This window comes from Ornithinibacter aureus (genome assembly GCF_009858245.1).
In the GTDB taxonomy this organism is placed as follows: domain Bacteria; phylum Actinomycetota; class Actinomycetes; order Actinomycetales; family Dermatophilaceae; genus Fodinibacter; species Fodinibacter aureus.
Window position 1 is genome coordinate 585,161 of sequence record NZ_VMSB01000001.1, and the last position, 15,513, is coordinate 600,673.

General features: G+C 71.5%; 11 protein-coding genes and 1 pseudogene. 5 read left to right on the forward strand and 7 right to left on the reverse strand.

Annotated elements, in window-relative coordinates; genetic code table 11:
• Position 1: 1 nt before the first annotated feature.
• A complete protein-coding gene (locus C8E84_RS02835) occupies positions 2-1,429 on the reverse strand; it encodes an aspartate aminotransferase family protein (RefSeq protein WP_159899313.1) in 1,428 nt (475 codons plus the stop codon).
• A 245-nt stretch (positions 1,430-1,674) separates the two neighbouring features.
• Here C8E84_RS02835 and rlmC point away from each other — a divergent pair, with 245 nt between their 5' ends.
• Both rlmC and C8E84_RS02845 read left to right on the forward strand, forming a co-directional pair.
• On the forward strand, positions 1,675-2,811 hold the full coding sequence (gene rlmC, locus C8E84_RS02840; protein ID WP_159899315.1) for a 23S rRNA (uracil(747)-C(5))-methyltransferase RlmC: 1,137 nt from the start codon (positions 1,675-1,677) through the stop codon (positions 2,809-2,811).
• Between the two features lie 59 nt (positions 2,812-2,870).
• Positions 2,871-3,503 carry a peptidase M16 gene (locus C8E84_RS02845; RefSeq protein WP_159899317.1) on the forward strand — a complete coding sequence of 211 codons (633 nt, stop codon included), beginning with the start codon at positions 2,871-2,873 and terminating at the stop codon, positions 3,501-3,503.
• Between the two features lie 74 nt (positions 3,504-3,577).
• On the opposite strand, the gene C8E84_RS02850 is transcribed toward C8E84_RS02845, so the two are convergent.
• From C8E84_RS02850 to C8E84_RS02865, 4 genes are read right to left on the reverse strand one after another with little or no spacing between them, the layout of a single operon-like run.
• The gene (locus C8E84_RS02850) at positions 3,578-4,198 is read right to left on the reverse strand and encodes an L-threonylcarbamoyladenylate synthase (RefSeq protein ID WP_159899319.1); all 621 of its coding nucleotides are present in this window, start codon (positions 4,196-4,198) and stop codon (positions 3,578-3,580) included.
• 60 nt (positions 4,199-4,258) lie between these two features.
• Positions 4,259-5,131: a hypothetical protein gene (locus tag C8E84_RS02855; RefSeq protein WP_159899321.1), complete on the reverse strand. Its 873-nt coding sequence runs from the start codon at positions 5,129-5,131 to the stop codon at positions 4,259-4,261.
• 54 nt (positions 5,132-5,185) lie between these two features.
• Complete coding sequence (locus tag C8E84_RS02860; RefSeq protein ID WP_159899323.1) at positions 5,186-5,641, reverse strand: OsmC family protein; 456 nt, start codon at positions 5,639-5,641, stop codon at positions 5,186-5,188.
• The gene (locus tag C8E84_RS02865; protein ID WP_159899325.1) at positions 5,641-6,180 is read right to left on the reverse strand and encodes a DUF1697 domain-containing protein; all 540 of its coding nucleotides are present in this window, start codon (positions 6,178-6,180) and stop codon (positions 5,641-5,643) included. Before C8E84_RS02865 ends, C8E84_RS02860 begins: the two co-directional genes overlap by 1 nt.
• A 71-nt stretch (positions 6,181-6,251) precedes the next feature.
• On the opposite strand from C8E84_RS02865, the pseudogene C8E84_RS02870 reads away from it, so the two are divergent.
• Positions 6,252-6,708, forward strand: a pseudogene (locus C8E84_RS02870) (histidine phosphatase family protein).
• A 57-nt stretch (positions 6,709-6,765) separates the two neighbouring features.
• Here C8E84_RS02870 and C8E84_RS02875 read toward each other — a convergent pair.
• Positions 6,766-8,247 (reverse strand): glutamate-cysteine ligase family protein, encoded by a 1,482-nt coding sequence (locus C8E84_RS02875; protein WP_159899327.1) that lies wholly within the window; start codon positions 8,245-8,247, stop codon positions 6,766-6,768.
• Positions 8,248-8,340: 93 nt separating this feature from the next.
• Between C8E84_RS02875 and C8E84_RS02880 the strand changes: the two genes are divergently transcribed.
• Positions 8,341-9,531, forward strand: a complete 1,191-nt coding sequence (locus C8E84_RS02880; protein WP_159899329.1) for an exonuclease SbcCD subunit D — start codon at positions 8,341-8,343, stop codon at positions 9,529-9,531.
• Positions 9,528-12,542 (forward strand): AAA family ATPase, encoded by a 3,015-nt coding sequence (locus C8E84_RS02885; RefSeq protein WP_159899331.1) that lies wholly within the window; start codon positions 9,528-9,530, stop codon positions 12,540-12,542. Before C8E84_RS02880 ends, C8E84_RS02885 begins: the two co-directional genes overlap by 4 nt.
• Before the next feature lie 28 nt (positions 12,543-12,570).
• Here the strand turns inward: C8E84_RS02885 and gcvP are convergent, their stop codons facing one another.
• The gene (gene gcvP / locus C8E84_RS02890) at positions 12,571-15,453 is read right to left on the reverse strand and encodes an aminomethyl-transferring glycine dehydrogenase (RefSeq protein ID WP_159899333.1); all 2,883 of its coding nucleotides are present in this window, start codon (positions 15,451-15,453) and stop codon (positions 12,571-12,573) included.
• Between the last annotated feature and the right edge of the window lie 60 nt (positions 15,454-15,513).

A 15,513-nucleotide genomic window follows, 5' to 3' on the forward strand; every position in this document is an offset into this window, starting at 1 on the left:
GTCAGGCCCGCAGGGCCTGCGCGAGGGAGCGGAAGTCCTCGACGAGCGTGGACATGTCCTCGTCGGTGGTGACGAGCGAGACGAGCCACTGCTCGTCGAGACCGGGTGGCGTGAGGATGCCGCGGTTGACGCCCCACAACCACGAGAGCTCGGCCAGCCGGAAGTCGGTGGCCTTGTAGTCGCGGTAGTTGCGCACCGGGGTCGTCGACCACGTGACGCAACCCTTGACCCCGAGGCCCACCGTGTGGGCCGGCAGCTCGTACTCGTCGATGATCGCGTCGATGGCCTGAAGAGCACGGATGTTCACCGCCTCGGCCTCGGCCAGCGCCTCCGGGGTGCAGATCTCGTCGACGGCCTTGGCAGCCGCCATCACGAGCGGGTTGCCGTTGTAGGTGCCGAAGTGCGCCATCCGGCCGTCGACCACGACCTCCATGACCTCACGCCGCCCGCCGAAGGCAGCCAGCGGCAGACCGCCACCGATGGACTTGGCCAGGGTGATGAGGTCGGGCTTGACACCCAGGCGCTGAGCCGCCCCCGCAGCGCCGGCGGTGAGTCCGGTCTTGACCTCGTCGAAGATGAGGACGACACCGTGCTCGTCACACAGCTCACGGACTGCCGCGAGGTAGCCCGCGTCCGGGACGACGATCGACAGGTTCTCGATGACCGGCTCGACGACGAAGGCGGCGATCTCTGCGCCGTGCTCCTCAAGGACCCGCGTCAGCTGGCCGAGGTCGTTGTAGGCGACGACGTGGACGGTGCCGGCCTCGACGTCGAAGGGCACCTGCGGGGTCGGGGCGTCCGCCGGGCCGATCTCGTCGAGCCCCGGCTTCACCGAGATCTGGAGACCGTCGTAGCCACCGTGGTAGCCGCCCTCGACCTTCACGATCGCCTTGCGCCCGGTGTAGGCGCGCGCACAGCGGATGGCGTACATGAGCGACTCGGTGCCGGAGTTGGTGAACCGGATCATGTCGAGCTGAAAGCGCTGGCAGAAGCGCTCGCTCATCTCCGTCGCCTGCGGCGAGGGGGTCACGAACAGCGTGCCCGTCTCGGTGAGTGCCTCGGTGACCGCGGCGACCACCGTCGGGTTGAGGTGACCGACGAGCATGGCCCCGAACCCCATCGACAGGTCGAGCATGCGGTTGCCGTCGACATCGGTCAGCCACGCGCCCCGCGCGGAGGCGACGCTGATCGGGTACGGGTCCCAGTGCTGGAACGAGCTCGTCACACCGAGCGGCAGGGACTGGCTGGCCCGCTTGTTGTGCTCCCCGGAGCCTGCCGACCACGTCTCGAACCGCTCCCACTCCTGCGCGAGCAACCGCTCGACGACGGAAGGATCCACCGGTCGGGTCCGCGCCGGGAGGCGACGGTAGGTCGCCGGGTCGTGCTCGGGCAGCGTCGGCGCGGCTGCGTCCAGCGTGTTCTCGGTCATTGTGTGACTCTCCTCCCCCACCCTCGGGGCGGGATCGTGGTGCGGTGTCGGGCCAGCCTAGCGCCGGATCGCGACGATGACCTACTGATCCCATGGCGTTGCGCCAGACCGGCCTACGGATTCAGCCGTCAGGGATGGCGATGACCGGTGGTAACGACAGCAATTCACTCGATTCGGGCGTCGAACCCGCTGGCGCCGTCTGCCACGCTGGGGTTGCACCGACACCACCTACGCTTGCGGACACCATGCAGTGTGACCACTTCGACGCCGGACGCTGCCGCTCCTGCACGCTGATGGGCGTTCCCTACGCCCAGCAGCTGGCCGACAAGGAGCGGCGCGTGGCCGACGTGCTCGCGCCCGTCGCCCCCGACCTGCTCTGGGTCGACCCGGCCCGCAGCCCCGCCTCGCACTACCGGAACAAGGCCAAGCTGGTCGTGGGCGGCACCGCCGGGCACCCGACCCTCGGCATCCTCGACCACCGGGGCCGCGGCATCGACCTGCGCGACTGCGGCCTCTACGAACCCGGCCTCGCGGCGACCTTCGGCCCGCTGCACGATCTCGTGGCCCGTCTCGGGCTCGAGCCCTACGACGTGCCCGCCCGCCGCGGCGAGCTGAAGTACCTCCTGGTCACCCACTCCCCCGGCGGCGAACAGCTGGTGCGCTTCGTCCTTCGCTCGCAGCGCCACCTCGCCGCCATCCGCGCAGCCCTCCCTACCCTGCTCCACGCGCTGCCCTCGGTGCGGGTGGTGACGGCCAACCTGCATCCGGAGCACAAGGCCGTCCTCGAGGGCGACACCGAGATCGCCCTGACCCCGCAGACCAGCTTGCCGATGACCGTCGGCGACGTCACCCTCCAGCTCGGTCCGCGCTCGTTCTTCCAGACCAACACCACCGTCGCTGCCGCGCTCTACCGGCAGGCCCTCGACTGGGTCGATGCGGCCGCGCCCACCGTCGTGTGGGACCTGTACTGCGGGGTCGGCGGGTTCGCCCTCCACGCGGCCGCACCCGGGCGCACCGTGGTCGGCGTGGAGACGTCCTCGGATGCCGTGGCCGCCGCGCGTCGCGCTCTCGCCGAGGGGCCGGATGCCGGGCACGTCGAGTTCGTCGTCGGCGACGCGACGACGACCACCGTGGAGCCGGCCCCGGACCTCGTGGTGGTCAACCCCCCTCGGCGCGGGATCGGGCCCGACCTCGCGGCCTGGCTCGACGCCTCACCGGCACGCCACGTCATCTACTCCAGCTGCAACGTGGCGACCCTCGCCCGTGACCTGGCCGCGATGCCGTCCCTGCGAGCGCTCACCGGGCGCGTGTTCGACATGTTCCCGCAGACGCCGCACACCGAGGTGATGGTGCTGCTGGAACGAACCGCCACGCCGTCCTGACGCATCATCGGCGTTTGCGCGCGCCCACCAGGCGCACGCCGAACGACAGGAGTCCACCCATGAGCAGAACCTTCCTGCGCGCCGCTGCCGCCGTGGCCGGCACGACTTTGGCCGTCGGCACGGTCGTCGCCGGGAGCGCCAGCGCCACTCCCAGCCCCGACGGCGGCATCCCCACCTTCCAGGAGTTCGTCGGCTCGACGTTCCAGGACGAGGACCGCGGCTACATCGTCAACGGTGACGAGCCGGCCACGACCAAGGGCGACCTGCGCCGGTTCTACGACGCCATGGTCACCGAGACCACCACCCCCATCGACGGCCTCATCGTCAACACGGTGCGCGGCGCCGACGACAAGTGGACTGCCAGCCCGGCCCTGAACCTCACCTACTGCGTCAGCACGAAGTTCAGCGGTGACTACGAGCGGGTCAAGACGGCCATGGCGGCCGGTGCAGCCCAGTGGGAGGCCGCGACGAGCAACGTGAACTTCACGTACGTGCCGGCCCAGGACAGGTCCTGCACCACCCGCAACACCAACGTCGTCTCCTCGGTGGAGCCCACCAAGACCTCGCAGTACATCGCCCGGGCGTTCTTCCCGAGCTCGAGCAAGTCCTCGCGCAACGCGCTCGTCAACGCCAAGAGCCTGTACTCGTCCGGGTCGTGGGACCCCGAGCAACCTCGACATGACGTCGAGTGACCGCACCGGCATCCGGGCACTGTACGGCGGCACCGGCAACTGACCGTCGGGTCACCCCACCGGCCCGGCGTGCCTCACTCGAAGCGCGCCGGGTCACCCGCCCCGACCCGCACCACCTCGGCGGACCCGCTGGACAGGTCGACCACGGTCGTGGGCTCGGTGCCACACTCCCCCGAGTCGATGACGACGTCGACGACGTGGTCGAGCTCCTCCTTGACCGCCCAGCCGTCGGTCATCGGATCCTTCTCGCCGGGCAGGATCAACGTCGAGGACAGCAGCGGCTCCCCGAGCTCGGCGAGCAGGGCGCGCACCACCGGGTGCTCGGGGATGCGCACCCCCACGGTGCGCTTCTTCGGGTGCAGCAGCCGCCGCGGCACCTCGGACGTCCCCGGCAGGATGAAGGTGTAGGGCCCCGGCGTCGACGCCTTGACGGCCCGGAACACCGCGTTGTCGACGTGCACGAGCTGACCCAGCTGGGCGAAGTCCCGGCACACCAGGGTGAAGTGGTGCTTGTCGTCCAGCCGGCGGATCGCGAGGATGCTCTCCTTGGCGTGCTGGTTGCCCATCATCGCCCCGAGGGCGTAGCCCGAGTCGGTCGGGTACGCGATCAAGCCGCCCTCTCGCAACACGCTCACGGCCTGCGCCATGGCGCGCGGCTGGGGGTCGACCGGATGGACGTCGAGGTAGCGGGCCATGACGACACGATAGGCCCGGGACGCCCCGGATGCCGTCGCGCGGCCACCCGGGCATCCCCCTCACGGACGGCGCAGCCCCCGGTCCCACAGCTCGATGGTCTGGATGACCCAGAACACGGCGAACAGGACGAGCAGCACGACCTCGACCCAGAACACCAGTGAGGTCGACCCGGTCAGCAGGCTCAGCGCGACGGTGGCCGCGAGCGCCAGCAGCATCGCGATGGCGACGGCCCGGTACATCGCGACGTAGCGGGTGCGGTCCTGGGGCATCGAGCCCTGCTGGACCCCGCGGCGCACGTCCCGGGCGTTGAGCCACACCACGGCGATGATCGCGAGGAACATCGGGATGGCCGCGGCGTCGTGACCGCGTGCGATGAAGCTGTCGCGGTCGGCGAGGAACCACACGATGCCGCCACCGAGGACGGCAGCTGTGAGGGCCAGCCCCCACCTGCTCGCCGGGCTCAGCGACGACCCGAAGGTGGTGCCCCCGCTTCGACGTTCGTGGCGGGCGATGAGCAGCGCCGCGACGGCGACGACCAGACCCGTGATGAAGAGCGCCGGCATGTTGTTGGCCACGGCATCCGCGATCCCGTCGCCCGAACCCGGCGACGCCCCGCTCCCGCACACGCCGGACGCCACCGTGGGGATGAACGCCACCCCCGGCGCGAGCATCCCGGCGAGGTTCATCAGGACGTCCTCACCGTCGGTGTTGCCCTTCAGGGCGAGCAGGGAGGCTCCCATCGTCACGAGGACCCCGATGAACACCGCCTTCACCGGCGTGAAGTAGTACGCACTGATCGAGGGCTGGATGCACCGGTCGGTGCCCACCCACTCGATGGCGATCGACGCGAACAGCAGCACGACCAGCGCCGTCAGCGCGATGCGCAGGTAGCGATAGGTCTTCACCGCCGCGAGGGCCGGGTCAGGCTCCATGTCGATCACTCCCTTCCCTGGTCAGGAGAGGGCTGTGCGCCGGCGTGATACGCCTCAGCCCTCACGCATGTGCACGTCGGCGCCGCGCTGGACCGTGCGGGACACGGTGCACAGCCGGTCGCGGCTCTGGGCGATGGCCTTGGGCAGCCGATCGCGCGCCCGGTCACCCTCGGCTCCCTCGGGGAAGCGGACCGTGAAGGTGATCTCGATGTCGCCGAGGTGGTTCTCGACGCCGTCGCGCATCTTCTCTCCCTCGGACGTCACGTCGAAGCGCACCGGCTCGGCGATGCGGCTGGTGATGAAGTCGACGTCGATGGCGCTGCACCCCGCCATCGCGGTGAGGAAGAGCTCGACCGGGGTGAAGTCGGGTGACTCCCCTCCCCCGCCGAAGCGCAGCGTGCCCCCGCGCTCGTTGGTGGCGAGGTAGCTGCCGTGCTCGAGACGGGTCAACGACACGCTGCGGTGGCCAAGGCCCGTTCCGCCGGTCTCGGGCTGGTCCTGCTGTGCCATCAGGCACCCCATTTCTCGTCGATGGCGCGGACGACGCTCAGGTCGCGCCAGGTGGTGATCCGCCCGGTCAGGCGCTCCAGCCGGGTGTTGGTGAGGGTGGTCTTGTGGAAGCCCGCCGTCATCTCGGCAAGGACCTCCGAGCCGAGGACCCGAACGCGCTCGTCGGGCCTGTCCCAGGCGTCGAGCTGAGCCGCCGCTGCGAGGGGGACGTCGGCGTCAGCGAACGCGACGTAGCGTCGGGACTCCCCCACGAGCAGCGGCTCGACCGCGTCGACGGCAGCCAGGACGGAGCGCACCTGGGCGGGCGTGCGCACGATGGCCGGCACGTCGAAGCCGCAGTGCGCCGTGAGGACCCTCGAGATCTCGACCGCGACCGGGCCCGGGGTGCGTCGGGCGCTGCGCACGAACACGTTGCCCGACTGGATGTGCGTCTGCACGTCGGAGAACCCCGCATCGCCCAGTGCCTCACGCAGCGAGCCCATCTTCACGAACCGCCCGCCGACGTTCACGGCGCGCAGGAAGGCGATGTAGGACGGCATGGCACCCATCCTCGCACCGAGGTGGGACAGTGGGGCCCATGACCGTGCGCTCCGAACCACCGGGCCGACTCATGCTGGTGCGTCACGGCCAGACCGAGTGGAGCCGCTCGGGTCGTCACACCGGACTCACCGACCTCGAGCTCACCCCCGACGGAGAACGCGATGCCCGGGCACTGGCCCCGCTGCTCGCCCCCTTCGACCTCGTCGAGGTGCTCTCCTCACCACTCGAGCGAGCCCGACGGACCGCCGAGCTCGCCGGGGGTGGTTCCGGGTGCGACGCCCGGCGAGACCGTCGAGGAGGTCGCCGCGCGTGCGTCCCGCGTGCTGGCGCGGATCGCCCCGTCGCTGGAGACCGGTGACGTCGCCCTGTTCGCGCACGGCCACCTGCTGCGCATCCTCGCTGCGACGTGGCTGCGTCAACCCGCGCGGTTCGGCGCCGGCCTGCTCCTGGATTCCGGAGCCCTCTGCGTGCTGGAGGTCGAGCGCTCGGTGCCGGCCATCCGGACGTGGAACCAGACCCCCACCTGAGGCGCCCCCCGACGCACGGTGCGTCACGGCATCCGGTCGTTCAGGGGATCCGGTCGTTCAGGGCAGCGGCCAGGTGTGCACCGGCTCGTTGGAGTTCATGTGCACGGCGTACAGCTCGAGCATCCGGCTCAGGGCCTCGCTGCGGGTGCAGCCCCCGGCCTCGAAGGCCTCGACCGCCTTGGTCGACCACACCGCCCCGTTGACCCCGGTGGTGCAGCGCCCCTCGATGACACCGAGGAACCGTTCGCGAACGGCATCCGACACCCCCCACTGGCGAAGGCCCTCGTGCGCCAGCGGCAGCAGGTGACGCAGCATCAGCTCGTCGGCCGAGAGCTCACCGAACCCGGGCCAGTACAGGTGCGCGTCGATGCCGTCACGGGCGGCCCGGTTGAAGTTCTCCTCGCAGACCGCGAAGCTCATCTTGGTCCAGACCGGGCGGTCCTGGTGAGCCAGCATGCGGATCGCGCCGTAGTAGAACGCGGCGTTGGCCAGCACGTCGATGATCGTCGGCCCGGCCGGCAGCACCCGGTTCTCGACCCGCAGGTGCGGCACACCACCGGGGATGTCGTAGATCGGCCGGTTCCAGCGGTAGACGGTGCCGTTGTGCAGGCGCAGCTCGGCGAGATCGGGCGCCTGACCCGCCTCGAGCTTGGCCATCGGGTCCTCGTCCGTGGTCTCCGCGAGCAGCGTCGGGAAGTAGCGGACGTTCTCCTCGAACAGGTCGAAGATCGAGGTGATCCACCGCTCGCCGAAGAACACCCGCGGGCGCACGCCCTGGTTCTTCAGCTCGATCGGGCGGGTGTCGGTGGCCTGCTTGAACAGCTCGATGCGGGTCTCGGCGTGCAGGCGCTTGCCGAAGAAGAAGGGCGAGTTGGCCGCGAGGGCCACCTGCGGGGCGCACAGGGCCTGCGCCGCGTTCCAGTGGGCCGCGAACTCCGACGGCGTGACCTGGAGGTGGAGCTGGACCGACGTGCAGGCCGACTCGGGGGCGATGGAGTCGCAGTACGTGGCGACCCGCTCGCCGGAGGGGCCCTCGATGTCGAGGTAGATGTCCTCGCCGCGGGCGACGAAGATCGAGTCGTTGAGCGCGGTGTAGCGGTTGTTGCGGCTGATCCACTCGCCCTCGTAGTGCTCGGGCATGATCGTCGGCAGGATACCGATGGCGACGATCTTCGAGCCGACCTCCTGGGCCTTGGCCGCGGCCCGGTTCAGGCTCGCCCGCAGCTCGGTCTCGAGCTCGAGCGCGGAGTCACCGGGCAGGGGCCGCGGCGGCACGTTGAGCTCGATGTTGTACTGCGCGAGCTCGGTCTGGTAGTCCTCGTCGGCGATGGCCGCGAGCACCTCGGCATTGTGGAAGTGCGGCTGCATGTCGGCGTCGACGAGGTTGAGCTCGATCTCGAGGCCGGTCATCGGCCTGTCGAACTCGAAGGAGCTCGTGTTGAGCATCTTCTCGAACACGTCAAGGTTCTGGCGCACCTTCTCGCGGTAGCGCTGCCGCTCCTCGCGGCTGTAACTCTGCGACGAAACCTCTGCTCCCATGGCGTCACCCAACCACGTCCTGAGCTCATGCGGTACCCGGAACCCGCGTTTCGGTCACACGGCCTGTCAGACCCACCTCCTAGCGTGTGAGACATGCGGCTGATCCACACCTCCGACTGGCACCTGGGGCGTTCGTTCCACCAGGTGGGGCTCCTCGGCGCCCAGGCCTCCTACCTCGACCACCTGGTCGACGTGGTGCGTCGCGAGAAGGTCGACGCGGTGCTCGTCAGCGGCGACGTCTACGACCGGGCGATGCCCGCGCCCGACACCGTGGCCCTGCTGTCGCAGGCGCTCCAGCGGCTGGTCGACGCCGGCGCCCAGGTGATCATCAGCAGCGGCAACCACGACTCGGCGGCCCGCCTGGGCTTCGGCGCCGGGCTGTTGGAGCGCGCCGGCGTGCACCTGCGCACCTCGCTCGCCGACGTCGCCCGCCCGGTCCTGCTCGCCGGGGCCGCGGTCTACCCCCTGCCCTACCTCGAGCCCTCGCTGGCCGCCGACGCCCTCGGGGCGACGGAGCGCACCCACGCCGGGGTGTTGCGGGCAGCCATGGATGCCGTGCGGGCGGATGCCGCTGCGCGTCCGGGGGTACCGGTGGTCGCCATGGCGCACGCCTTCGTCTCCGGCGGGGTGGGCAGCGAGTCCGAGCGGGACATCTCGGTCGGTGGCGTCTCCGCAGTGCCGCCCACGGTGTTCGCCGGGGCGCACTACGCCGCCCTGGGGCACCTGCACGGGGCCCAGGAGGTCGCGCCCGGGGTGCGGTACAGCGGTTCACCCGTGGCGATGTCGTTCTCCGAGGTCACCCATCGCAAGGTCAGCCTGCTCGTCGACCTCGACGGCCGGTCGGTGTCGGTGGAGGCCGTCGAGGCCCCGGTCGAGCGGCCGCTCGCGGTGCTGCGCGGCACGCTCGAGGAGGTGCTCGCCGACCCGCGTCACCGCGCAGCGGAGAGTGCGTGGTGCCAGGTGACCCTCACCGACTCGAGCCGCCCGTTGGGGGCCATGGACCAGGTGCGCCGCCGCTTCCCCCACACCCTCGAGCTGCGCTTCGACCCCCAAGGGCTCGCCGTGCCGCTGCGGCCCTATGCCGCCCGCGCCGCGAGCCGCTCCGACCTGGACGTGTGCTGCGACTTCCTCGAGCACGTGCGCGGCGGTCGTGCGGCCAGTGAGCAGGAGCGTGAACTGCTCGCCCAGGCGGTCGAGGAGTCGCGACTGGCGCGGCGGGCCCGTGACGACGAAGGGGTGGCCGGCCCCGCTGCCGACGCGGCGCGCACGGTGGGTGCGGCATGAGGGTGCACCGGCTCGAGATCGAGGCGATGGGGCCGTTCGCCGACCCCGTGTCCATCGACGTCGACGCGTTGTCCGCGGACGGGCTCTTCCTCATCCACGGTCCGACCGGGTCGGGCAAGACCAGCCTGCTCGACGCCATCTGCTTCGCGTTGTACGCCGACGTACCGGGCACTCGCTCAAAGCGCGGGCTGCGCTCGGACCACGCCGCTGCGGATGCCGTCCCGCGCGTCACGCTCGAGCTCACCGCGGGTGGTCGGCGGCTTCGCATCACGCGCTCCCCCGAGTTCGCCCGGCCCAAGAGGCGCGGTACGGGCACGGTGTCGGTCCAGGCCATGGTGACCCTCGAGGAGCACCTCGACGGCCGGTGGCAGTCCCTCAGCACCCGCAACGACGAAGTGGCCGACGTCGTCAAGGACGTCCTCGGCATGGGGATGACGCAGTTCTCCAAGGTGGTGCTGCTGCCCCAGGGCGAGTTCGCCGCCTTCCTGCGTTCCTCCCCCGAGGACCGTCGGGAGGTCCTGGAGCGACTGTTCGACATCAGCGCGTTCAGCGACGTGGAGGCTTGGCTCGCCCAGGCCCGTCGGGACGCCAGGGAAGAGCTCGACACCGCCCGCAGCACCTTGGCCACCGGGCTGGCCCGGGTCGAGGACGTCCTGGCGGAGCTCGGCGAACCGCTGACCTCAACCCCCGATGAGCCACTGCCCTACGACCCTGCGGTGGGGCCCCTGCTGACCGAGGTCGTGCGTGAGCTGGACGCCCGAGTGACCGCGACGATGACCGCCTTCGACGCTGCCTCGAGCGCTGAGCGTGCCGCTGCGGAGTCGTTGGCGGCCGGTCGCGCCGCCGCGGCCCTGCGCGAGCGCGGAGCCCGGGCCCGCACCAGGCTCGAGGAGCTGGCGGCGAACGCCTCCGCGCACGAGCAGCGCACCCGTGACCTGGATGCCGCTGAGCGGGCCGCCACCGTGGCCGGCCACCTGGCGGCCGCCGACCGCGCGCAGGACGAGGTGCAGGTCGCGCGAGCGGCAGTCGAGTCCACCGGACGAGCCCTCGCCCCGAGTCCCCTCGCGCAGGCGAATGACGCCGAGGTCGACGCCGCGCTGGAGCAGGTGCGCGACCTCGACGCCACCGTGACCGAGCTCGCCCGGCACGAGCAGGACGCGGCTGCGCGGTCGGCCCGGCGGGCCCTGCTGCGCTCCCGCCTCGCCGACGCCGAGGGCCAGCACGCGGCGGCTCAGGCCAGCGTGCTCGCGGCCCAGGCCGAGGCCGATGACTTGGCCGAACAGGTCGACCTGCGCGCCGCCGGTGCAGCCCGGATCGCCGAGCTCGAACTTCTCGTCGCCACCACCGCCGAGCGCCTGGCCCTGGTCGACGCCGCCGAGGACGACCACCGTCGGGCAGCCGAGCTGGCACCGCGCCGGAGCAGTCTGCACGAGGCCCTGCTCGATGCCCGAACCGAGCTGCTCGACCTGCGTCAGCGCCGGCTCGACGGCATGGCTGCCGAGCTGGCCGCCGGCCTCGCCGACGGCGATCCGTGCCCGGTGTGCGGCGGCGCTGAGCACCCCCATCTCGCCGTCGCCACCGACCCCGTCTCGGGTGACCAGATCACGGCTGCCGAGCACCGGGTCGACCAGGCTCGCAGCCTGCTGACCGCCATCGAGCGCGAGATCGAGGTGCTCACCGCCTCGGCCGCGTCCCGGCTCGCAGGTCTGCAGGGCGCGACCCGAGCCTCGCTGGAGACGAAGCAGTCGCAGCGCCGCGCCGAGCTCGCCGCAGCGCACGCCGACGCGCAGGAACACTCGGTGCTCCTCACCCGCCTCGCCGCGGTCCGCGCCGCTCTGCAGACCCACGAGGACACGCTCACGACCCTGCTGGCGCAGACGAGGTCGACGACGGCCGTCCTCGGCGAGCTCGACGACCAGGATGCCGCCTCGGCAACGCGCGCCGAGGAGCTTCGCGCAGCCCACGAGCTGTGCCCCTGCCACGGTGGTGGCACGGGAGCACACGCAGCCTTCGCCCGGCTGCTCGGCGACCACCGCGCAGCCCGCACGTCGCTCGCCGAGTCCGTCACCCGGGCGGCAGTGGCCTCGGAGGTCGTCGATGACGCGCTCACCACCGCGGGGTTGCGCGACACCGCGCACGTGCGGGCGGCCCTGCGTCCGGCGGCGGAGGTGGCGGCCCTGCGTGTCGAGGTCGCGCACCACGAGGAGGAGTCGGCCGCCGCGCGAGCCACCCTCGACGATCCGCAGGTCGCTGCGGCGCTCTGCGGTGACGAGGTCGACATCGAGGCCCTGCGCGAGGCGGAGGCCGCAGCCCGAGCAGCCCTGCTCCAGGCCCAGACGACCCGTGACGACGCGGCCCGCGGGTTGCGCCTGCTCGAACGCATTGTCCCCGAGGTCCTCGCGGCCGGAGCCGCCGTGTCCACCGCGCAGGACCACGACCAGCGCGTGCGCGACCTCGCCGACACGACGAGTGGCACCGGGCCGGAGAACACGCTGCGCATGCGCCTCACGTCGTACGTGCTCGCGTCCCGACTCGAGAAGGTCGCGGCCCTGGCCAACGAACGGCTCGCCGTCATGGGCGGGGGTCGCTACCTGCTGGAGCACTCCGACGAGCGGGCCGCCCGGGGTGCTCGCTCGGGGCTCGGCCTGCGCGTGCTCGACCAGTGGACCGGGCGGGTGCGTGACACCGCGACCCTCTCCGGCGGTGAGTCGTTCATGGCCTCGCTGGCCCTGGCGCTCGGTCTGGCCGACGCCGTGCGCGAGGAGGCCGGTGGTTTCGACCTCGGCACCCTGTTCATCGACGAGGGCTTCGGCAGCCTCGACGACGACAGCCTGGAACAGGTGCTGACCGTGCTCGACGGGCTGCGGGCGGGCGGGCGCGCGGTCGGCGTCGTGAGCCACGTCGCCGACCTGCGCAGCCGGATCACCCACCAGGCGGTGGTCCACAAGCACGCGTCGGGCAGCACGGTCGACGTCCGGGTGGGAACCCGCAGCGACCAACCGGCCGCCTGACCACTACCCCCCACCCGGCCGCCTGCCCCTACTCCTCGAACGCCTCCGGCGGCGGGCAGGAACAGACCAGGTGCCGGTCGCCGTACGCACCGTCGATCCGGCGCACCGGAGGCCAGTACTTCGAGGTCGGGTCGACCCCTTCCGGGAAGGCGGCCGTGCGGCGGTCGTACCCGTGGTCCCAGTCGCCGGCGATGGCTTCGGCCGTGTGGGGCGCCCCTCGCAGCACGCTGTCCGCTGCGGCGACGGCTCCCGAGCCGACCTCGTCGATCTCCCGGCGGATCTGGATCATCGTGTCGCAGAACCGGTCGAGTTCAGCGAGGTCCTCGCTCTCGGTCGGCTCGACCATGAGGGTGCCGGCCACGGGGAACGACATCGTCGGGGCGTGGAAGCCGTAGTCGATCAGCCGCTTGGCGACGTCGTCGACGCTGACGCCCGTGTCCTTCGTGATGCCGCGCAGGTCGAGGATGCACTCGTGGGCGACCAGCCCGTCGGTGCCCGAGTACAGCACCGGGTAGTGCTCACGCAGGCGGGCGGCCACGTAGTTGGCGTTCAGCACGGCGACCTCGGTGGCGCGCCGCAACCCCGCGCCACCCATGAGGCGGACGTACGCCCACGAGATGGGCAGGATGCTCGCCGAGCCGTACGGGGCGGCAGACACCGGGCCGACGCCGTCGGTCGGGCCGGCCAACTCGTCGAGGGGGTGGTTGGGCAGGTGCGGTGCCAGGTGGGCACGCACGCCGACCGGACCGACACCGGGCCCGCCGCCACCGTGCGGGATGCAGAACGTCTTGTGCAGGTTCAGGTGCGAGACGTCGGCACCGAACTTGCCCGGACGGGCGACGCCGACGAGGGCGTTGAGGTTGGCGCCGTCGACGTAGACCTGACCGCCCGCGTCGTGGACCATCGCGCACAGGTCGGTGATGGTGTCCTCGAAGACCCCGTGGGTGGACGGGTAGGTGACCATGATCGCCGCGAGGGTCTCTCGGTGCGCCTCGACCTTGGCCTTCAGGTCGTCCATGTCGACGTTGCCGGTGATCGGGTCGGTCTTCACGACGACGACCTTCAGGCCCGCCATGACGGCACTGGCCGCGTTGGTCCCGTGGGCGCTGGCCGGGATGAGGCACACGGTGCGCTCGTCGTCACCACGCGAGCGGTGGTAGGCCGCGATCGCGAGCAGACCGGCGAGCTCACCCTGCGAGCCGGCGTTCGGCTGGAGCGAGACCGCGTCGTAGCCGGTGATGTCACACAGCCAGCCGCTCAGCTGGTCGACGAGGCCGCGGATGCCGCGGGTCTGCTCGTGCGGCGCGAAGGGGTGCACCTCGGCGAACTCGGGCCACGTCACCGCGACCATCTCGGTCGTGGCGTTCAGCTTCATCGTGCACGACCCCAGCGGGATCATCCCGCGGTCGAGGGCGAAGTCGCGGTCGGACAGCCGCCGCAGGTACCGCAGCATCGACGTCTCGCTGTGGTGGGTCGAGAAGACCGGGTGGGTGAGGTAGTCGCTCGTGCGGACCAGCGACTCGTCCCACTGCGGCGGCGCGATGTCCACCTGATCCGGCGAGACGACGCCGAATGCCTTGGCCACCCGGTGCAGGTCGACCAGCCCGGTGGTCTCGTCGACGCTGAGCTGGACGGTGTCGGCGTCGTGCAGCCAGAGGTTCACCCCGGCTGCCAGGGCTGCGTCGACCACCTCGCGGGCCCGACCCGGGACCTTCACCCGCAGCGTGTCGAAGATCGGCCCCTCGAGCACGTCGACGCCGCCATCACGAAGGGCGCCACGCAGGGCCTCGGCGTGGGCGTGCACGCCGAGCGCGATCGCTCGCAGCCCCGCAGGGCCGTGGTACACCGCGTACATGCTGGCCATGACGGCGAGCAGCACCTGCGCGGTGCAGATGTTCGACGTGGCCTTCTCACGGCGGATGTGCTGCTCGCGGGTCTGCAGGGCGAGCCGGTAGGCCGGGGCGCCGACGGCGTCGACCGAGACCCCGACGAGACGCCCGGGCATGGTGCGCTCCAGACCGGGGCGCACGCTCATGTAGCCGGCGTGGGGGCCACCGAACCCCATCGCGACGCCGAAGCGCTGGCTCGTGCCGACGGCGACGTCGGCGCCCCACTCCCCCGGCGGCGTCGCGAGCGTCAGGGCGAGCAGGTCGGCGCTCGCGGTGACCAGCGCGCCCACCTCGTGGGCCGCGGCGGTCAGGGCCGACAGGTCGTGCAGGACGCCCTCCATCGCGGGGTACTGCACCAGCACACCGAACACCTCGGCGCCGCCGGCAGCATCCCGAAGTCCTTCGGCGCTGGTGACACCCGCGAGGTCGGCGACGACCACCGGGATCTGCAGGGGAACTGCCCGGGTGCGCACGACACCCAGGGTCTGCGGGAAGACCTCGGTGTCGACGAGGAGCACGGCCTGCGCCGGTGCCTTGGAGGACCGCCGCATGAGCGTCATCGCCTCCGCCGCAGCGGTTGCCTCGTCGAGCAGCGACGCACCGGCGATCGGCAGACCGGTGAGGTCGCTGACGACGGTCTGGAAGTTCAGCAGCGCCTCGAGCCGACCCTGCGAGATCTCCGGCTGGTAGGGCGTGTACGCGGTGTACCAGGCCGGGTTCTCGAGCACGTTGCGCGCGATGACCGCGGGCGTGTGGGTGCCGTAGTACCCGAGCCCGATCATCGAGGTGACCCGCCGGTTGCGGGCCGCGACCTCTCGCAGCTCGGCGACCACCGCGGCCTCGGACGCCGCGGGTTCGATGTCGAGCGCGTCGAGAGCGCGGATGCCGTCCGGCACCGCGGCATCCAACAGGTCGTCGAGGGAGGTGCGACCGACGACGGAGAGCATCGTCGCGATGTCCTCGTCACGCGGGCCGATGTGGCGACCGGCGAAGGCGGGCAGGTCGGCTGAGGTGGTGCTCATGGTGCTCCTGGGGCAGACGGCAAGGACGTCTCCCCCTCTGTCACCACCGGGGTGGCCGGT

Coding starts and splice junctions, on each gene's coding strand:
- C8E84_RS02875 (WP_159899327.1), bottom strand. CDS start 8,247: ATGGGAGCAGAGGTTTCGTCGCAGAGTTACAGCCGCGAGGAGCGGCAG.
- C8E84_RS02860 (WP_159899323.1), bottom strand. CDS start 5,641: ATGGCACAGCAGGACCAGCCCGAGACCGGCGGAACGGGCCTTGGCCAC.
- C8E84_RS02835 (WP_159899313.1), bottom strand. CDS start 1,429: ATGACCGAGAACACGCTGGACGCAGCCGCGCCGACGCTGCCCGAGCAC.
- C8E84_RS02880 (WP_159899329.1), top strand. CDS start 8,341: ATGCGGCTGATCCACACCTCCGACTGGCACCTGGGGCGTTCGTTCCAC.
- gcvP (WP_159899333.1), bottom strand. CDS start 15,453: ATGAGCACCACCTCAGCCGACCTGCCCGCCTTCGCCGGTCGCCACATC.
- C8E84_RS02885 (WP_159899331.1), top strand. CDS start 9,528: ATGAGGGTGCACCGGCTCGAGATCGAGGCGATGGGGCCGTTCGCCGAC.
- rlmC (WP_159899315.1), top strand. CDS start 1,675: ATGCAGTGTGACCACTTCGACGCCGGACGCTGCCGCTCCTGCACGCTG.
- C8E84_RS02850 (WP_159899319.1), bottom strand. CDS start 4,198: ATGGCCCGCTACCTCGACGTCCATCCGGTCGACCCCCAGCCGCGCGCC.
- C8E84_RS02855 (WP_159899321.1), bottom strand. CDS start 5,131: ATGGAGCCTGACCCGGCCCTCGCGGCGGTGAAGACCTATCGCTACCTG.
- C8E84_RS02865 (WP_159899325.1), bottom strand. CDS start 6,180: ATGCCGTCCTACATCGCCTTCCTGCGCGCCGTGAACGTCGGCGGGCGG.
- C8E84_RS02845 (WP_159899317.1), top strand. CDS start 2,871: ATGAGCAGAACCTTCCTGCGCGCCGCTGCCGCCGTGGCCGGCACGACT.